The organism is Mucilaginibacter roseus (assembly GCF_021215455.1).
In the GTDB taxonomy this organism is placed as follows: domain Bacteria; phylum Bacteroidota; class Bacteroidia; order Sphingobacteriales; family Sphingobacteriaceae; genus Mucilaginibacter; species Mucilaginibacter roseus.
This window is the reverse complement of record NZ_JAJPWV010000002.1, coordinates 847,231-867,196: the sequence shown is the minus strand read 5'-3', so window position 1 is coordinate 867,196 and position 19,966 is coordinate 847,231. Positions and strand designations below refer to the sequence as shown.

The window sequence follows — 19,966 nt, the reverse complement described above, 5'->3', positions numbered from 1 at the left end:
ATTATCAAATTTTGCTATGCACATAGCACTCTCTCTTGATGAACAGGAGCGGGTGCTTGCACTTTTTCAGCAAAAGAATGTTGCCAAGCGTACTTTGCTTTTGCAGCCCGGTGAAATTGACCGCTATCTGTATTTTGTTAAAAAAGGTTGCCTGCGCATGTATTATGCCGATAAGGACGGAGTGGAGCATAACATTGGCTTTTATCCTGAAAACTGGTGGGCTTGCGATAATGTGAGCTTTTTTAAGCAAAAACCTGCTGCTAATGCCATCCAAGCATTGGAAGATAGCGAGGTATACTCTATATCGTTATCTCAATTGGAAAAACTGTTTGCCGAGGTGCCCAAGTTTGAGCGTTTTATTCGTATACTTATTCAAAACGGGTTTGACCTTTATCAACAGCGCATTACTTCCAACTTGTCTAAAACGGCCGAGGAACGCTATCTGGAGTTCCGGAAGCGCTATCCCGGGCTGGAAAGCCGCATTGCGCAAAAGCACATAGCCACTTACCTGGGCATTACACCGGCTTTTTTGAGTATGATGCGAAAAGAAAAGCAGCTATAGCTAATTGCTCAGGCGTTTATTACGCAGCCATTTCCGCACCGGTTCATCATACCATTTTAAAGCGATGTAAGCCAGTATAATGGCGCATATCAATATAGCCAAGGCATAAGGCCAGGCCTGTGCAATGGTTACGCCTTTGTTGTTACTTATCCACGCCACATAAAAATATACCAGCGGGTAATGCACCAGGTATAATGGGTAAGATATATCGCCTAAAAAACGGCATACTTTGCGCTCGGTTTGTGTTTGCACAACACCACTGGCGCCAAGGTAAACAATCAGCGGGAAAAGTATGATGATACAAAACGATTCATAAAGCCCGTTCATCCACAGATGTTCGGCGCCGCCAATGCGCGGCATATAAAGCGCAGCTGCCACCAAAATACTGCATAATAAAAAAGCGTGTTTGATGTGTGTTGGCTTAGCCACGCGCGAAAGCAGCAGTCCCGCAAAAAAAGGGTACATGGTACGGGTAAGGCCAATGCGTACCTGCTCTACATTCAATGTCCAACCGCCGCTAACGTCGCCGTAGGATATTGCAAGATGGGCAAGGGCAATGGCAGATATAGCCACCAAAATGCTTAATGCCGTATTGGAAAACTTTCTGATCCATAAGCCATATAAAATATTGGCGATGTATTCAAAAAACAGCGACCAGCCAACGCTGTTCAAGGGGTGCATTTCCTCCCAGCCGCGTATGTCCATTGATAGTGGAATGGGGAGAATGGTATAACCAATCAGCATAACCAGTAGCATCTTCCATAACGGCACCGTATGGATTAGCGGCCAAAGCGTTGAATCGGTAAAATAAAAGCCGATGGCACCTAACGTCATACCCAATATTACAAGGGGCTGGAGGCGCTCTACCCGGCGTTTGAAAAAGCTGCCGAACGTCATTTTAGGCCACCGGTCGTCATAAGCATAGCCGATCACGAAACCTGATAACAGAAAAAAGAAATCAACAGCCAGGTAGCCGTGGTTCACAATAATATCCAGGTGACCTGTACCCAGCGGTTCGGCCAGGTGAAAGGTAACTACAATAATGGCTGCTACGCCGCGTAAGCCGTCAAGTATGGGGTAATGTGGTTTGGTACTCGAAGTATCATTGCTCATGTATGAGATCGGGATAAAAATATAACAGTCGGTAAAAATAGATAATTACCCAAGCGCAGCGTCCTCGTATTGTATCAATGTTACTGCATTTTGTCTCAATTCAGTATTTAAGGCATTGACCCGGTGAACATAATTTGTATTTTTACTCCCGTTGAAAAAGGCCTGTGTATACATATTGCTTATGTTGCTGGCAACTGATGTGACCGAATTACACCAGTTGTTCAAATTGCCTATTCTCTTCCAGCATTACGCTGAGCATAAAGAGCGTAACACCCGGGTAAGCTTTGTTGATTTCCTGTCTATGCACTACTGGGGCGATGATATGGACGATAATGATGATGACCGCGATATGCAGCTTCCCTTCAAAAAGATTGATGCGCATATAACGCAAACCATTTTTTTGCCCGCAGTAAAATTGCTTAACGTAAAAGCACCCGAATTACCGGTAGTAACCGCTTACCCCGACTATACCCATCAATACTGTCCGGATAGGGCACTTGCTTCTCCTTTCAGGCCGCCTTGCGCCTAATTGCAATCTGCTTAATATTTCTTTCTTATTAACAGCGCATACGCTGCAGGATTAAATCCGTGCAGGTAATTTATGCTTTGTGTATGCGCTCAATTGCAATTTATTTAATAGCGTTATGCTTAATAAAATCATTCAGTTTTCTGTACAGAATAAACTGGTTATCGGTTTGTTTATGGGGCTGTGGATCATTTACGGAATTTACCAGGTAACACGCCTGCCCATTGATGCCGTGCCCGATATTACCAACAACCAGGTTCAAATTATAACCACTGCACCCGCCTTGGGGGCGCAAGACGTTGAACGTTTAATTACCTTCCCGATAGAGCAGGCGATAAGTAACATCCCCGGTATCAAGGAGAGCCGGAGCATGTCGCGCTTTGGTTTGTCGCTGATTAGTGTTGTTGTTGACGATGATGCCGACATTTACTGGGCACGGCAGCAGGTAACCGAAAGGTTATCACAGGTGGAGATAGATGAAAATGCCAGCAAGCCCGAACTGGCGCCGGTTACCACCGGGCTTGGTGAAATATATCAATATGTATTGCGGCCAAAGCCGGGCTATGAAAACAAATATTCGTTGGCCGATTTACGCACGACACAGGATTGGCTGGTACGCCGACAGTTGCTGGGTACAAAAGGCGTGGCCGATGTATCAACCTTTGGTGGAGAGCTTAAGCAATACGAAGTAGCGGTAAATCCATCGCAGCTTAAAGCCATGAACCTGAGCATTGCCGATGTATTTAACGCGTTGCAAAACAATAACCAGAACACGGGGGGCGCTTATATTGAAAAAGGGCCGACTGTGCTATACATCCGCAGCGAAGGTTTGGCCGGCAATATCGACGATATTGAAAATATCGTGGTCAGAAACTTGCCGGGCGGCGTGCCGGTACTTATAAAAAACATTGCCGAGGTAAAGCTTGGATCAGCCATACGTTACGGCGCGCTTAATTACCACCCGGTGGGCGAGGTAAGCGGCGCCATAGTAATGATGCTTAAAGGCGAAAATTCATCGGAGGTAGTAAAAAACGTGAAAGAGCGCGTTGCCGAAATTCAAAAAACGTTACCCGATGGCCTGGTGATCGACCCCTTTCTTGATCGTACCAAAATGGTTAATAACGCCATTGGTACAGTGGAGCGTAACCTTTTAGAGGGTGCGCTCATTGTAATACTGGTGCTGGTTATATTTCTGGGAAATTTACGGGCGGGGCTTATTGTTGCTTCGGTAATTCCACTGTCCATGCTGTTTGCCATCGTGATGATGAACACCTTTGGCGTAAGTGGTAACCTGATGAGTTTGGGCGCGCTTGATTTTGGTTTAATTGTAGATGGGGCGGTTATCATTGTGGAAGCAATACTGCACCATATGCATTTCTCAAAAAAATATGCGCAAATAAATCGGATATCTCAGGATGAACTTAACCAGGAGGTTACCGGCTCGGCTTCGCGAATGATGAACGCTGCGGTTTTCGGGCAAATCATTATACTCATCGTGTACCTGCCAATCTTGTCTCTTTCGGGCATTGAGGGTAAAATGTTTAAGCCAATGGCACAAACCGTAGCCTTTGCAATTTTAGGTGCCTTTATCCTTTCGCTTACTTATGTGCCGATGATCAGTTCAGTATTTATCAGCAAAAAAGTTGCGCATAAGCCAAATTTTTCTGACCGGGTGATGGATAAGATAGAACGTGTTTACCATCGCTGGCTGGAGAGAGCTTTGAAAATTCGCAAGGCTTTGGTCGCAATAGCGTTCAGCTTGTTTGCGATGGCGGTGCTGGTTTTTAGTCGTATGGGCGGCGAGTTTATACCACAACTGGAAGAGGGGGATTTCGCAGTTGAAACCCGTTTGCTTGTAGGTACTAACTTGAGTACTACAATAGGTACATTCCAGCAAATATCAAAGCTACTGCAGGACAAATTCCCTGAGGTTGAAAAAATAGTATCGCGCATTGGCAGTGCAGAAATTCCCACTGACCCGATGCCGATAGAGGGCGGTGACATGATCATTGTTTTAAAGGATAAAAGTGAATGGACGAGTGCTGCGTCGTTCCAGGAGATGGCATCAAAAATGTCGGCGGTGGTGCAGGAGGCGGTACCCGGTGTGACTATGGGTTTTCAGTATCCGGTGCAGATGCGTTTTAATGAATTGATGACCGGCGCAAAGCAGGATGTAGTGTGCAAGGTTTTTGGTGAGGATTTAAACCAGCTTTCGCGCTATGCTAACCAAATAGGCAACATCAGCAAAACTGTTGATGGCACGGCAGACCTATATGTAGAAAAGGTTACCGGTATGCCACAGGTGGTTATTAAGTATAACCGCGCCGAAATTGCCAAATATGGGCTCAATATAGTCGATATTAACCGCACGGTAAACGCCGCTTTTGCCGGTGCCGCGGCGGGCAAGGTTTACGAAGGTGAAAAGCGTTTTGACCTGGTGGTGCGTGTAGGTAACGAGGGCAGGCGCAGCTTAAGTGACGTGCAAAATTTATTAATTGCCACACCGGCAAGCAACCAGATACCGCTTTACCAGGTAGCCAGCGTTGCCGAAGTGGAAGGCCCTAATCAGATACAGCGCGAAAACGCACGCCGACGCATAACCGTTGGGTTTAACGTGCGTGGCCGCGATGTGCAGTCGATAGTAGAAGAGCTGCAACAAAAGATCAATAGTAAAATAAAACTCGCACCGGGTTACACCATTACTTACGGTGGCGCGTTCGAGAATTTACAACAGGCTAAAAAGCGTTTGAGTATTGCCGTCCCGGTGGCCTTATTACTTATTTTTGTGATGTTATATTTCGCTTTCTCGTCGGTTAAAGAGGGAGCGCTTATCTATACGGCTATTCCACTATCGGCCATAGGCGGTGTATTTGCATTGGCCATGCGCGGTATGCCGTTCAGTATATCGGCAGGTGTTGGCTTTATTGCCTTGTTCGGGGTGGCGGTGCTTAACGGTATTGTGCTTATATCTGAATTTAATCGGATAAAAAAAGAAGGCAAAATTACCGATACGCTCCAGCTGGTGATGCAGGGTACACGCAACCGGTTACGCCCTGTGCTGATGACGGCGGCTGTAGCCTCATTGGGCTTTTTGCCGATGGCGTTGAGCAATGGCGCCGGGGCAGAGGTGCAGCGGCCATTGGCAACCGTAGTTATTGGCGGGCTGATTACCGCTACCTTTTTAACCCTGTTTGTGCTGCCCGCGCTTTATTTGCTGTTTGATATAAAACCGAAAATCAAGCCTAACGCTGCAGTTGTTATAGTGGGCTTGATGTTGGCAGGCGGTTTCAGCGCACGTGCGCAAACCGTACCTGTAAACGCAGAGAAAGCGGTTGAAATCGCACTTCAAAACAACCTATTGGTTAAAGGCGCGCAATTCAGCGAGCAGGCAGAAAAGTTAAGGCAGAAAACCTACCTGGATATCCCGAAAGCGGAGATCAGCGCTGATTACGGGCAGATCAACACCGCTTTAAATGATACCCGTATTGGCATCACACAATCCATAAGCTTTCCAACAGTTTACAGTAACCAGAAAAAGGCGCTCAAAGCGGGTTTTAAGGCATCGCAGATGCAAACGCAACTGGTGCAGCAAGATATAAGGGCCGAGGTCCGCAGGTTATACTATCAATTAGTATGGCTCAACGAAAAGAAAAAGCTTCTACGTTATGCCGATAGCATCTATACGCTGTTTGAAGGTAAAACGAACCTGCGCTTTAAAGTAGGCGAAGCTAATATCCTTGAAAAAACCACTGCGCAAACGCATCGCCAGCAAATTGCCAATCAGCTTGAAATGGCTTTGGTCGATGAACAGATTGCCCTTAAACAATTTAACACCCTACTACAAGATTCGGTACAATACGCACCGGTTCCGGATAGCTTAAAAATCGTTTATAAACCTGTGGCTATTGACAGTGCCGGCCGCTTACCGCAGGTGCAACTCTACACCCATCAGGCCGAGGCTGCCCGTTACCGCTGGAAAACGGAGAAGTCAAAGTTGTTACCCGACTTTTTTGTGGGCTACAATAACCAGAGCCTGGTAGGTACACAAATATTGAACGGACAGGAAACTTATGTAGGTGCAGACCGGCGGTTTAATTACGTGGCGGCAGGCATCAGTATACCATTGTTTGCCGGTGCACAATCCGCAAAGGCTACGGCAGCACGCGCGGAGTGGCAGGTAGCCCAAACACGTATTAGCCAGGCCAGGTTGCAGTTAGAAAGTCAGCTTAGTAATGCACGCCAGTCTGTACAAAAATACGATAACAGCCTGCGTTACTATGAAAAGGATGGCTTGAAAAACGCCGGTTTTATCATCAGCACGGCCAACAAGCAGTTTAGCGGCGGCGATATTGATTACCTGCAATGGGTAATATTGGTTGACCAGGCCGTTAACATCCGTAGCCAGTACCTTGATCTGGTAAGCCAATATAACCAAGCGGTTATCGATCTCCAAAAACTAAATAATCAGTAAAACGAAACACATCATGACGAAAATATATAGCATGCTTTTAAGTGCCGCCCTGCTTTTAACCGCGTGCACAGGAAAAAAGGCGCAGCAAAATACGGCGAATGAGGAGCCTGAGGCCGACACCACCATAGTAAAACTTACACCGGCCCAAATAAAAAATGCAGGTATAGAAACCGGCAGGCCCATAATGGGCAAGGTTACGGGCGTGCTTAAATTGCAGGGGGCTATTGATGTGCCACCGCAAAGCACTGTCAGCGTAAGTTTTCCGTTGGGCGGTTACCTCAAACGCACGGACCTGTTGCCAGGAGTACACGTTAGGAAGGGGCAGGTATTAGGCGTACTGGAAGATATGCAGTTTATACAGTTGCAGCAGGATTACCTATCCGCGCGCGAAAAGTTCAGGTATGCCGATTCGGAATTTAAACGCCAGCGTGAGCTTAATGCCAGCAAGGCCAGCAGCGATAAGGTTTTTCAGCAAGCACGCGCCGAAATGGAAACTGAGCTGGTGCTGATGCGGGCTTTATCACAAAAACTGGAGCTTATTGGCATTAACCCGCGTACGCTTACTGCCGCTAACATCTCCAAAAGTGTGAACATACTTTCGCCTATTGATGGTTTTGTATCAAAAGTTAATGTGAATATTGGTAAATATACATCGCCAACTGATGTGCTTTTTGAGCTGGTTAACCCTAAGGATATTCACCTCGCGCTTGATGTTTTTGAGAAAGATGTAGACCAGCTGTCTATCGGCCAAAAGGTGGTCACTTATACCAATGCGCATCCTGAAAAGAAGCATGATGCGGAGATCATTCTGATCAGTAAAAACCTTAACGAGGACCGTATGGCCAACGTGCACTGTCATTTTGAGGATTTTGACGCAAGCTTGCTGCCCGGCATGTTTATGAATGCGGAGGTAGAGGTGAACGATGCCACCGCGCTTACCGTGCCCGAGGATGCCGTTGTTCGCTGGCAAAACCAGTTTTACGTTTATGTAAAAACAGGGGCCGATACATTCAGGATGACGCCGGTTAGCCCTGGCAACCAAAGCAACGGCCGCCAACAGATAAGCGGCGGGGCAGTTACCAATAAAACAGAACTCGTCACAAAAAATGCTTATGCGCTGTTAATGAAAATGAAAAACAGTGCCGACGAAGATTAATTAAAAACACAAAAGCCGCTTTATGCGGCTCTTTGTGTTTAATAGGGGTTTTCGTATCGTTAACTACCGCGCTTCAAAATATCTGATAATGTTCCAAACGGTAAATAGTATCAATAGTATTAAAATAAGTTCCATAATAAATTAAAAAGCAGGTAGGTAAGTAACCTACCTGCTGGCCCACCTCACAAACCAACTTCTAAATCTCTTTTCCGGGTACAAGTTTCTTTGAAACAAATACCAGCACATTTGCAACTACCAAAACTGAAATTAAAGCTACCATACCAACTTTTATTTATTGTGATTAAGCTAATGCAACACCTGTACCAAACGCATTTCAAGTTCGGGATGGAGTGTAATACGGGGAAATTGAGGTTAAAACAGTGGGGTTGTAACAAATTGTAGTGTATTTGCTTCCCCACTTTGAGCAAAAGTGCCGGTTTACTTTACTTATGGTATTGATATTTCGCTTTAAGCAATATTGGCAAGGTTTTGGGATATGTGTCTATAAATAACATTACCCAATGAGAGTACAATGGAGCAATAAGAAGGAAGAGTACAATCTGCCCGACTTTATACCGAATGAATTACTAAACGAAGAGCGCGCCATTAACAGCTATGGCCAATGCCTTAAAACGATTGATGAGCGCGGCGGAATGCGTATAGATGAAATTGTATGCAACATTCTCGGCCTGTCATTAGAAGTGCGCCTGGTGATGACCGAAAATACATTTGCCGATTTGTTAAAAAACTACCTGCGCCTAAAGGGAATGCTTGCAACGGATGCAAGGTTAAAAGTAATTAATTAGTATGCGGAGACTTTTACTTTTTATTCATTAGCTAATTAGTTATCTTGCTCATATTAACCTAAACTTATGAACAAGGGTACTTTGCTGATCATATGTATATTAACGATAAACTTTTGCAAGGGGCAACCCATACCTGTGACGGCATTTAAGATTGCTACACCCCCAAAAGTTAATTCCAAAGAATGGTATAAGTTATGCAGTTCCGCTGATAATTTATTTTCAGTGTCTATTAAGGGTGGCGATTTAACAATTGAAAGAGGAATACAAAAGCCCCAGAGAGAATTTGCTTTTTCTAACGGTAAATTGATAGCGGTGAATAATGGCGAATTTGGTGGTGGTCTTTATTTCAAGCCAAACGCTTCCTTTAAAAAGGATTTTTTGATCAATGGTAAAGAAAAGTTATTGGCTGACACAACCGTTGATACCAGACGTAAACAAATGTTTTCTATTGATAAAAAAGCAGATTCAGTAACCGGTTCTGTTTTACTTGTTGAATTTGGAAGAATAAGGGCAATTTTGCCTTTTAAAGATCATTGGTTGTATACGGAAGGTATGGCACATATGGGTGCTAACTATGGGACCCTTCACAAATTACATGTTGATGGAAATAACTTTAACACCCAAAAGCTTTTTGATCTTAACGGATGTCCTTCAGCAATGGCCATTCACAATGGTATAATTTACATTGCCACTTTTCAAGGTTTTTATAGAATACGTAATAATAAAGCGGAGTTAATTTTAGATGAGCTTTTTTGGCAGGGATTAGGTGTTACCTCAATTGCTGTAAAAAACGATAAGGAAGTATACGTTGGTATTTCGGGTGGCTATGTACAGATAGATCCAGACAAACGGAAAGCTGAATTTCATAAATACGATAAGCTTTAACAGTAAACATATTCAAGGCCTTTCCGCTTAAGCGGAAAGGCCTTGAATATTATCAGGCAACTCTTTACGGTATTATCTGCCACAACTCCGCATCGTATTGGTTTTCAAACCATTGTTCCAGCTTGGTGCCGGGCGTTTGGTTGCTTTGGGGTACGTTAAGGGCGAACAGACTGCGGCGATTGATCAGTTTAAAGTAGCCGTTGCCCATATCCTGCACACGCCATTGCTGGGCTATGTTGTTATTATCCGTCCATTGTATCAGGATATTACCTGCCGAAAGCGAACCGCCGGCATTGTCGAGGCACAGGTTTGAGGCTGCTGACTTGATCTTATAGTAGCCATTCCCCAAACTGGTAAATACCCATTTCTGTGCAATGTTGCCATTATCCGTATATTGCTGTATTTGCAGGCCTGCCGTATTGCTGCCGCTGGGTACATCTACACATTGCGAAGTTACTTTTGATTTAATGCGATAAGTACCGTTGGCAATGGGCATGGCGTAAGATGAACCTATGGATGGGGACGGAATAGGTATGCCTTTTTCTATCGGAATGCCAAAGTAAGGAATGTCGCCATCCCACGAGAATTGCTGCGCCATAACCCGCCTGTCCCAACCAGAGCCATCTGAGTTGGCCGAGTGATAAACTATCCACCACTGTATGTTATCCGGCGATTTTACGAAAGAGGCATGTCCCGGCCCGTAAACATTGCCAAAACGGGAAAATGCCGCGGTTGACTGTTTTACCCATGACGATTTCGCCATCAGGTTGCCATTGGTACAAGTAATGCGGCCCAGGCAATAATCGTTTGTCCAACTGCCGCTGGCCGAGTAGATGATATTTACCGTGCTGCCGCTGATGAGGGAAGTTGGCCCTTCGTTCACGGTTGGCGTGCCCACCTTTTCCCAAGCGTAATCCGGGCGCGATATTTCAACCCGCTCGCCGCTAATAGTATAGGGGTTACTCATTTTGGCAATGTACAGGTACTGCGAAACATTGGTTGTGCCTTCCCAGCCCGACCATACAAAGTACTGCTCGCCATTATAATCAAACGGGTGGCCGTCAATAGCCCAGCGATCGGTGGTAGGGGTGAGTTTGGCCTTGTAAGCATAACCACCGGCCAGCGGATCGCTGGCATTGGTGCCGCCTTCCAGCACATACATGCGGTGATTGTCGTTATTGCCGTTATCGGCAGCAAAGTAAACATACCAGCGGCCACCGCGGTAGTGCAGCTCGGGCGCCCACAGGTTTGATGAGTATCCTGTACCTGCCGGTGGCGTAAAAATATACGTTTTGGTTTGCTGCAGCAGGCTTTGCAGCGTGGCCGATTTGGTAATGTACAGTCGGCCGCCATCGGATCCACAGTAATAATAAAATCCACCGATATGAATAACCCATGGATCGTAATAGCTGCCGTTATCAATTGATGGCAGCGCGTTAGTAAAAATGGGCGACGCGGCATGTGTAGTTTTGCCGTTGTCTGAGGAGGATTGATTAGTTACCGGCGCTTCCTGTTTTTTACATCCGGTAAGCACAATGGCGGCGCTTGCCCACAGCGTGAGCATGAGGTTTAAAGCTTTTTTCATAAGATAAATAGGTATATTTTGTAAATTGGTTATTGGTTAAACGGTGTGATTGCTTATTGGGTTTCGGTTGTTGCAGATTCGATGAGGGTTGATTTACCAACAACTGTTTGTTAATGTGTAGCCAATGTAAGTTTTCAGGTTGTTGTATCCCGGCACAACATCCCCAGCTTTTTGCTGTTATAAGTTATTCGTATTTTTGTTATAGATGGATTTTAAACTTACCTCTGAATATAAACCCACCGGCGATCAGCCTACAGCTATAAAACAACTGGTTGAGGGCGTAAACAATGGCGATCAGTATCAAACCCTGCTGGGTGTTACCGGCTCGGGCAAAACATTTACTGTAGCCAACGTTATCGCACAAACGCAACGCCCTACGCTGATATTGAGCCACAATAAAACCCTTGCCGCTCAGTTATACGGCGAGTTTAAGCAGTTCTTTCCCGAAAATGCGGTGAACTACTTTGTGTCTTATTACGATTACTATCAGCCTGAGGCTTTCATCCCCACCACAAATACTTATATAGAAAAAGATTTGCAGATAAACGACGAGATCGAGAAGCTGCGCCTGCGCACTACCTCGGCCTTAATGTCGGGCAGGAGGGATGTGATCGTGGTATCCTCCATCTCATGCATCTACGGTATGGGTAACCCGGAGGATTTTGCCAATTCGGTATTTAAGTTTGCGGTGGGCACGCGCATAAGTCGTAATGCGTTTTTGCATCGTTTGGTAGAGATATTGTACGCCCGTACCACTGCCGATTTTAAGCGGGGTACCTTCAGGGTAAAGGGCGATGTGGTAGATATTTTCCCGGCTTATATGGATCATGCTTACCGCGTATCCTTTTTCGGGGATGATATTGAGGAGCTAAGTACTTTCGACATTACCACCGGTAAAACCATCGAGAAGATGACGCACATGGTGTTATACCCGGCCAACTTGTACGTTGCCCCGCGCGAGCGCTTCCAGCAATCGGTATGGGCCATACAGGAGGAACTGGAAACCCGTAAGAAACAGTTTATAGATGATGGTCGCTTTTTAGAGGCCAAGCGCCTGGAAGAAAGGGTGAACTATGATCTTGAAATGATACGCGAACTGGGCTATTGCTCGGGCATCGAGAACTACTCAAGGTTTTTTGATGGCCGACAGCCCGGTGCAAGGCCTTTCTGCTTGCTGGACTATTTTCCGGATGATTACCTGATGGTGATCGATGAGAGCCACGTTACCGTGCCGCAGATACGTGCCATGTATGGTGGTGACCGTTCGCGTAAAGTATCGCTTGTTGATTATGGTTTCCGCCTGCCTGCGGCGATGGATAACCGTCCGCTAAACTTCCAGGAGTTTGAAAGGCTTGCCCCACAAACGGTGTACGTAAGCGCTACGCCGGGCGATTACGAGCTCGAAAAATCAGAAGGTGTGGTGGTTGAGCAGGTGATACGCCCAACCGGGTTGCTTGATCCGGTGATTGATATCCGCCCGATAATTAATCAGGTAGATGATCTGCTGGAAGAGGTAGATCAAACAATAAAAAAAGGCGACCGTGTACTGGTAACCACTTTAACCAAACGCATGGCCGAGGAACTGGCTAAGTACATGGATAAGCTGGGCATCAAATGCCGCTACATACACTCCGAAGTTAAGACGCTGGAACGGGTAGAAATACTGCGCGGCTTGCGCCTGGGTGAGTTTGATGTGCTGATCGGTATTAACTTATTGCGTGAGGGTTTGGATTTACCCGAAGTATCGCTGGTGGCCATTCTGGACGCGGATAAGGAAGGCTTCCTGCGCTCGGAACGCTCGCTGATACAAACCATTGGCCGCGCCGCCCGTAACGACCGTGGCCGGGTAATTATGTATGCCGATACCATTACCGACTCCATGCAGATCACGATTGATGAAACCAACCGCCGCCGCGAAAAGCAGATAGCCTACAATACCGAGCATGGCATTACGCCTCGCACGGTAGGTAAATCAAAAGAAGCCATTATAGAGCAAACTTCGGTGGTCGACTTTAAGGGTGGGGTGCAGAAAGCTTATGTGGAGCAGGACACCGTTAGCCTGGCTGCCGACCCGATTGTGCAATACATGAGCAAGCCTGATCTTAAAAAATCAATCGACAATACCCGCAAGGATATGCTCGCCGCAGCCAAGAACATGGATTTCCTGTTAGCCGCCAAGCTCCGCGACGAAATGTTCGCCCTGGAGAAAATGATGGAAGAAAGGTTTGGGGGGAAGTAATCACCTGGCATTGGTCATTAGTCATTATTGAGGTATGTTAGATAGTGTCTCGTCCTCAATGACTAATGACCATTGACTAATGACCAGGCAGTAAAAACCGGCCTTCAATCATAAGCAAACATTTTTAGCGTTATTAAATTATATTTGTACGCACAATATTAATTCTCATGGGATTATTACGTTTCTTATTCATAGCCATAGCTGTACTATATGCCGTTCGCCTCATTGCGCGTTTGCTGTTACCTATGTTTTTTAAAAGTATACTTAACAAAGCACAGCAGCAGGCAAATACCCAATACCAGCAGCAACAGCAACCTCCGCGTAAGCCAGAGGGCAGCATCCGTGTTGACTACGTTCCGCATGAAAAACGTTCATCTGTGCCCGACAGCGAAGGCGAGTACGTTAGCTACGAGGAAGTTAAATAGCCTATGGTACCTGAGCAGCTTTTTAAGCGTCGCCCCCAGCATAACAATACGCCCGAAATGCTTATGCTCATCATTGTAAACTTTATAGTGTTTGCAGTATCTGTGCAGGTATTCGCCATGTGCAGCAAAATAAATTCGTTTTTTTGGGTAGTGCTTGGCTTTCTCGCCTTGTATAACTTCTACACTATTCGCCGTAACCGCGAGGAGCTTGACCGGGTGCGCATCATAGCTTACGTAGTAAGCTTAGTGGTGATGGTGGCATTGTTTTTTCTTTTCCGCAGCAGGGCAACCCCTTGTTAAACATTCGTTTCTAACTTTAATTTACAATCCGGGTCAAATTTTTATTTTTGAGCTTTAATACTCATTTAAACTATATTGATGAACAACTGGTTTAAGCGCAATGGTGTGCATTTGGCTGTAATAGCAGCTTTCTTAGTTATCTCGTTTGCCTATTTCTTTAGTCCGCTGGTACAAGGCAAAATGCTTTATCAGGGCGACGTATCGCAGGCGCAGGCCATGCAGCGCGAAATAATGCAGGTTAAAGAAAAAACCGGCCACGCCCCGTTGTGGACCAACCAGATGTTTGGCGGTATGCCATCATACCAGATATGGGCGCCTTACGCATCAAATATTACTACGCATGTAATTAACGTGCTTAAAACGGTATTCCCCAACCCAGTTGATACCGTTTTACTCTATCTGTTGGGCGGTTATCTACTGTTCAGCGTATTGCGCTTTAAGCCAATTATGGCCGCCGCCGGTGCCATAGCTTTCGCGTTTTCATCATACAACTTTATTTATATTATGGCGGGGCACGCCAACCAGGCGTATGCCATAGCTTTTTTTGCGCCATTGCTGGCGGGTATACTGCTGGTTTTGCGCGGTAAATATTTGTGGGGAGGCGTTATCACGGCATTTTTTATGGCGATGGAAGTACGCTCAAACCACGTACAGATGACGTACTACCTCATGCTATCGCTTGTAATACTGGTAGCTATCGAGGCTTACCATGCTATTAAAGCAAAACAAACCAAGCCGTTCCTGAAATCGATAGGTGTATTAGCGGCATCTTTCGTACTGGCAATACTAATTAACGCCGGTACGTTGTGGACAACTTATGAGTATAGCCAGTATACTATACGTGGCAAGGCCAACCTTACAGCCAAAAGCGATGGCAGCGAGGCTGACCATGGTTTAGATAAAAGTTACGCCTACAACTGGAGTGAGGGCGTGAGCGAGATCATCACCTTCCTGATACCAAACGCATACGGCGGCGGCGATCATACTCCGCTTGCAGAGAATTCAAAATCCGTAAGTTTACTTACCGAAAAAAATATTGATCCCGGGCAGGCGCAAGGTTTTTTGCAACAATTTGTTTATTGGGGCGATAAGCCGGGTACAGCAGGCCCATGGTATTTCGGCGCCATCGTATGCTTCCTGTTTGTATTTGGTTTGCTGGTTGTTAAAAACCGCATTAAATGGTGGATAGTAGGCGCTACGCTGTTAAGTATCCTGCTGTCGTACGGTAAAAACCTTATCGGTTTCTCTGATATCTTTTTTGATTACTTCCCGCTGTATAATAAGTTCCGTGCGGTAGAGTCGATACTGGTTATTGCCAGCTTGTGTTTCCCGATACTGGCATTTCTGGCTATTAACGAACTGGTTACCGCCCAAGATAAAAAACGGTTATTTAATAAACTCAAAATAGCCCTGTATATCACCGGCGGTATTTCGCTAATTATGGCCGTTGCCCCGGATATTTTCTTCAGCTTCAAATCAAGCAATCACGAGGCGCTAATCAACACCCTTGCGCAAGCGTTTGGCGGCGATAACGGCATGGCCAACACCGTGGCGTCAGCCCTGGTGCAGGACAGGATATCGCTTGCTAAAACCGATGCTATCCGTTCGCTCATTTTTATACTGATCACTTTTGGTATTCTGTGGGCATATATCAAAGGTAAATTGAATACAACTGTACTGGCCTTTGTTTTTGTAGCGGTTATAATGGCCGATATGTGGACAGTAGATAAACGTTACTTGAAAGACAGCAACTTTGTAGATAAAGCTGATTATCAAAACATCTATAAAGCCCGCGAAGTAGATAATATCATCTCCCGCGATACAACTTACTACCGGGTGATGGATTTAAGTTTGGCCGATCCCTTCCGCGATTCATATGCATCGTATTTCCATAAAACTGTAGGTGGTTTCCACTCGGCACGCTTACGCCGCTTTGATGAGCTGATGAATAACCAGTTCAGCAAGAGCATTAACTCTGACGTGCTGGATATGCTGAACACTAAGTACATTATTACCGCTGACCCTAAAACCGGCCAAACCGGTATGCGCACTAATGCCGATGCGTGTGGTAATGCCTGGTTTGTAAAAAGCATCAAATACGCTGATAACGCCGACCAGGAAATGCAGGCCATCAGCAGCTTTAACCCGAAAGAGGAAGCCATAGTTGATAAACAATACAAATCGTTCATCAATGAAAAGGAAGTAGGTATTGATCCTAACGCTACCATTAAACTGGTAAGCTACGCACCGGAGCACCTGGTTTACGAGAGCGGTTCAACATCAGGACAGATCGCTGTTTTCTCGGAGATATATTATGATAAAGGCTGGAAAATGCTGATCGACGGTGAAGAAAAGCCATACTTCCGTGCCGATTATCTGTTGCGTGCCGCGCAGATACCTATCGGTAATCATAAAATCGAATTCATCTTCCACCCAACATCATACTACACCGGTGAAACTATTTCGCTTGCCGGTTCGATACTGTTGGTGCTGGCTGTAGGCGGTGCAGTATTTGCCGAAACTCGTAAAAAGAAAACAGCCTGATTATAGTATATGAGGCGATAAAAATCACAAAGGGCGGCAATAAACATTGCCGCCCTTTGTGATTTTTGGTTTTGACAACTAACGTGTCGATTTAATTTAATCGTTTAGTCAGTTGCTCTTCTACCTTTTTAAATACCTGTATGGGCTTTAATCCGCGCCAGACGAACTCGTCCAGTTCACCGCCGAAGTTAATGTAATAATCGATGTTATTGCGTTTGAATTCCTCAATAACGTGTTCCCTGAAGTTTATGCCCGCTATCCAGCCGTCTTCTACATCCTGAAACCACTCTTCGTAATAACAATCGTCGGATGAATGATAGTTCAATATGTTTTCGCCGATCAGGATAAATTTGTTCACGCCCTCGTCCATCATTAATTCCAGTAACTCGCGTTTCAGCATCATGATATCGTTGCCTATGGCGTCATTCCATTCACCTATAAATTCTATGATGGCATAATTCCTTTCGTAATCCACAAAAAGCACCTTCAGGTATAAGGTGTTTGAGCCAAAGGTGTCCCACTGCGGGTGCAGCAGGTAATTGTATATCTGTTTATCAAATTCAAATTCGCTGTACTGGGTAGCGTAAAAAGGCGAATGTTCATCCTCCGCTGCCACATAATCATCGCGCCATTTATAATATGGTTCTATCTCGTGCATTTGCCTGTTTTGTTTTTATTGTTTTATGCCGGCTGCCTCAACTGCCTTGCGTACGCTGCCCTGCTGCTTTAACAGATCGGCTGCGGTAGCCTCATCAAGCCCGGTTTCAGCCATCACCATGCGGGTACCGCGGTCAATCAGCTTATTGTTTGATAACTGCATATCCACCATCTTATTACCCTTAACGTGGCCTAATTGTATCATAACGCTGGTGGTAAGCATGTTTAAAACCAGCTTTTGGGCGGTGCCCGCTTTCATCCGGGTCGAGCCTGTAACAAACTCAGGCCCGGTAACCACCTCTACCGGGTATTGCGCTTCGGCAGCTACCGGGCTGCCGCTGTTACAAACCACACAACCGGTAAGGCAACCATTAGCATTAGCCGTTTTTAGGCCACCTATAACGTAAGGTGTTTTGCCCGATGCAGCTATGCCTACCACCACATCCCTTTCTGTAATATTATAGGCCAGCATATCCTGCCAGGCCTGTTCGGCATCATCCTCGGCAAACTCAACGGCTTTACGGATGGCGCCGTCGCCCCCGGCAATAATACCGATCACCATATCAAAAGGTACGCCGTAGGTAGGCGGGCACTCAGATGCGTCAACCACGCCCAGCCGGCCGCTGGTACCAGCGCCTATGTAAAATAAGCGGCCCCCGTTGCGCATACGTTCCGCAACGGCGGTAACCAGCGCCTCAATTTGTGGTAAGGACTTTTCAACGGCTAAGGGTACGGTTTGGTCTTCGCGGTTTATATTTTGCAGCAGTTCGCCCACACTCATCTTTTCCAGATCATTATAGTATGAGCTTTGCTCGGTAGTAGCTTCCATTTATTGCAGATTTTAGATTAACAAAATTCGGTAAAATTCATCAAATACAGTAATACGCAAATTATACGCAGAACTTAATTTAATTATCTTTGTGTTAATATAATACTAATGAAACAAACCGCTTCCATAATATTCCGTTCTGCCTTTTTACTCATATTAGGGGTGGTTTTGGGTATTTACCTGGGCAGGGGCGGTGCCGGTTCTGAGCCTTTCGGGTTGTCGTTACAACATAACGATAAAATGTCGAAAGTATTGGAGCTGGTGCAGTATAATTATGTCGACTCGGTAAATGTAGATAGTATTGAGGGGGCTACGGTTAATGAGCTGCTGCAAAAGCTTGACCCTCATTCGCTGTACCTGCCGCCTAAGCAAGCCAGCGCCGTTAACGAACGTTTGGAAGGTGGTTTTAACGGGTTGGGTATTGAATACACTTTGCTGCGCGATACCCTTGTTATTACACAAGTATATACGGGCGGCCCGGCGGCTAAAGCCGGAATTACCGGCGGTACACGGGTAATAGCCGTTAACGGTAAAAAATTTGCCGGAACAGGTATAACCGACAGCGCTGCATCCGCCATTTTGCTGAAGAAAGGCAAACAGGCGCAAACTGTAATTATAAGTGCCCTGCTGCCTGATAATACATCCGCAGAAAAAAGCTTCACCATAAAACCCGGCCGCGTGCCTTTAAGCAGCCTGGATGCGGCTTATATTGAAGGGAACGATGTAGGTTACATCAAGATCAGTAAGTTTGCAGCTACTACCAACGCCGACTTTAAAAAAGCGATTGCCAGGCTTAAAGTGCAGGGCATGAAAAAACTGGTGCTTGACCTGCGTGGCAATGGTGGCGGTTACCTTACCGCGGCAACCGAAATGGCCGATGAGTTTTTGCCAAAGGATGACCTCATAGTATATACAAAAGGTGTGCATGAGCCACGTACCGACTACTTCGCTACCGATTCCGGTAGTTTTCAGGAAGGAAGCATGGCTGTGTTGATCGATGAATATTCGGCTTCGGCCAGCGAGATATTATCCGGTGCCCTGCAGGATCTGGATCGTGCGGTAATTGTAGGCCGTCGTTCATTCGGCAAAGGCCTGGTGCAGCAACAATTCCCGTTTGATGATGGTTCGGCGGTAAATTTAACGGTAGCCAGGTACTATACCCCGTCAGGCAGGTCGATACAGAAATCATATAGTCGTGGCGTAGCGAGTTACCGTAACGAGTTGGCTGAACGTATGCGTAAGGGGGAGCTTTTTTCGGCAGAAATGAGCTTTAACGATAGCGCCATCAATAAAAAATCGCCATACCGTACCAGCAGCGGCAAGCCCGTGTTTAGTGGTGGCGGTATAATGCCAGATATTTTTGTACCGGCCGATACAGCTCAATCTACACCGGTAATAATTGCCCTTACGGATGCGCAGCTATTTACCTCTTACGTCCTCGATAGGATGCAACCTCTGTTGCGCGCTTACCCTTTAGCTGATAAATTTGTAAATACCTATTTGCCGACCGATGCTGAATTGAATGATTTTATGCAGTATGCATCAGGCATAACCAGGCGTTTCCCAAAAGAAGAGCTTAAGGCCAGCGCCCCGGCCATAAAGACGCTGCTAAAGGCCTATGCCGCACGTTTTAAATGGGGAGACAGCGCTTATTTTCAGGCGGTGAACAAGGATGATAATACTTTCAACAAGGCTTTCACGGCCATCCGCTAAAAACAGTTGCACATTATAAACTTATTGTGCAATTTTGCATCGCTTATGGAGAAAGACGGAGGGATTAGACCCTGCGATGTCTTAGCAACCTGTACTTACAAGGTGCTACATTCTACTTAACCGCAAACTAAGTGGTTAGGAAAGATAAGCGAAAG

15 protein-coding genes and 1 riboswitch are annotated in these 19,966 nt (G+C 45.9%); of the genes, 11 read left to right on the top strand and 4 right to left on the bottom strand.

Annotated features, from left to right (window positions below; genetic code table 11):
• Positions 1-16: 16 nt before the first annotated feature.
• Positions 17-562, top strand: a complete 546-nt coding sequence (locus tag LT679_RS08665) for a Crp/Fnr family transcriptional regulator (protein WP_232177058.1) — start codon at positions 17-19, stop codon at positions 560-562.
• On the opposite strand, the gene LT679_RS08660 is transcribed toward LT679_RS08665, so the two are convergent.
• Complete coding sequence (locus LT679_RS08660) at positions 563-1,675, bottom strand: acyltransferase family protein (protein ID WP_232177057.1); 1,113 nt, start codon at positions 1,673-1,675, stop codon at positions 563-565.
• 181 nt (positions 1,676-1,856) lie between these two features.
• Between LT679_RS08660 and LT679_RS08655 the strand changes: the two genes are divergently transcribed.
• From LT679_RS08655 to LT679_RS08635, 5 genes are all read left to right on the top strand, one after another.
• Positions 1,857-2,204: a hypothetical protein gene (locus LT679_RS08655; RefSeq protein WP_232177056.1), complete on the top strand. Its 348-nt coding sequence runs from the start codon at positions 1,857-1,859 to the stop codon at positions 2,202-2,204.
• A 115-nt stretch (positions 2,205-2,319) separates the two neighbouring features.
• A complete protein-coding gene (locus tag LT679_RS08650; protein WP_232177055.1) occupies positions 2,320-6,672 on the top strand; it encodes a CusA/CzcA family heavy metal efflux RND transporter in 4,353 nt (1,450 codons plus the stop codon).
• A 13-nt stretch (positions 6,673-6,685) separates the two neighbouring features.
• Positions 6,686-7,828 (top strand): efflux RND transporter periplasmic adaptor subunit, encoded by a 1,143-nt coding sequence (locus LT679_RS08645; protein WP_232177054.1) that lies wholly within the window; start codon positions 6,686-6,688, stop codon positions 7,826-7,828.
• A gap of 521 nt (positions 7,829-8,349) precedes the next feature.
• The gene (locus LT679_RS08640) at positions 8,350-8,634 is read left to right on the top strand and encodes a hypothetical protein (protein WP_232177053.1); all 285 of its coding nucleotides are present in this window, start codon (positions 8,350-8,352) and stop codon (positions 8,632-8,634) included.
• Positions 8,635-8,700: 66 nt separating this feature from the next.
• A complete protein-coding gene (locus LT679_RS08635; protein WP_232177052.1) occupies positions 8,701-9,519 on the top strand; it encodes a hypothetical protein in 819 nt (272 codons plus the stop codon).
• A 64-nt stretch (positions 9,520-9,583) separates the two neighbouring features.
• Here the strand turns inward: LT679_RS08635 and LT679_RS08630 are convergent, their stop codons facing one another.
• Positions 9,584-11,104 carry a family 43 glycosylhydrolase gene (locus tag LT679_RS08630; RefSeq protein WP_232177051.1) on the bottom strand — a complete coding sequence of 507 codons (1,521 nt, stop codon included), beginning with the start codon at positions 11,102-11,104 and terminating at the stop codon, positions 9,584-9,586.
• A 205-nt stretch (positions 11,105-11,309) separates the two neighbouring features.
• Between LT679_RS08630 and uvrB the strand changes: the two genes are divergently transcribed.
• The 4 genes from uvrB to LT679_RS08610 all read left to right on the top strand — a co-directional run bounded on the left by uvrB (position 11,310) and on the right by LT679_RS08610 (position 16,612).
• Positions 11,310-13,343, top strand: a complete 2,034-nt coding sequence (uvrB, locus tag LT679_RS08625) for an excinuclease ABC subunit UvrB (protein ID WP_232177050.1) — start codon at positions 11,310-11,312, stop codon at positions 13,341-13,343.
• Positions 13,344-13,510: 167 nt separating this feature from the next.
• Positions 13,511-13,768 carry a DUF4834 family protein gene (locus tag LT679_RS08620; RefSeq protein ID WP_232177049.1) on the top strand — a complete coding sequence of 86 codons (258 nt, stop codon included), beginning with the start codon at positions 13,511-13,513 and terminating at the stop codon, positions 13,766-13,768.
• A gap of 3 nt (positions 13,769-13,771) precedes the next feature.
• Positions 13,772-14,068, top strand: coding sequence for a hypothetical protein (locus LT679_RS08615; RefSeq protein WP_232177048.1), 297 nt, complete (start codon positions 13,772-13,774; stop codon positions 14,066-14,068).
• Between the two features lie 78 nt (positions 14,069-14,146).
• Positions 14,147-16,612: a YfhO family protein gene (locus tag LT679_RS08610; protein ID WP_232177047.1), complete on the top strand. Its 2,466-nt coding sequence runs from the start codon at positions 14,147-14,149 to the stop codon at positions 16,610-16,612.
• A gap of 91 nt (positions 16,613-16,703) precedes the next feature.
• On the opposite strand, the gene LT679_RS08605 is transcribed toward LT679_RS08610, so the two are convergent.
• A complete protein-coding gene (locus tag LT679_RS08605; RefSeq protein ID WP_232177046.1) occupies positions 16,704-17,270 on the bottom strand; it encodes a hypothetical protein in 567 nt (188 codons plus the stop codon).
• 15 nt (positions 17,271-17,285) lie between these two features.
• Entirely contained in the window at positions 17,286-18,098 is an 813-nt protein-coding gene (gene murQ, locus LT679_RS08600; protein WP_232177045.1) for an N-acetylmuramic acid 6-phosphate etherase, read from the bottom strand.
• A gap of 108 nt (positions 18,099-18,206) precedes the next feature.
• On the opposite strand from murQ, the gene LT679_RS08595 reads away from it, so the two are divergent.
• Positions 18,207-19,811 (top strand): S41 family peptidase, encoded by a 1,605-nt coding sequence (locus tag LT679_RS08595; RefSeq protein WP_232177044.1) that lies wholly within the window; start codon positions 18,207-18,209, stop codon positions 19,809-19,811.
• Between the two features lie 40 nt (positions 19,812-19,851).
• Positions 19,852-19,962, top strand: a riboswitch (SAM riboswitch).
• Positions 19,963-19,966: the final 4 nt, after the last annotated feature.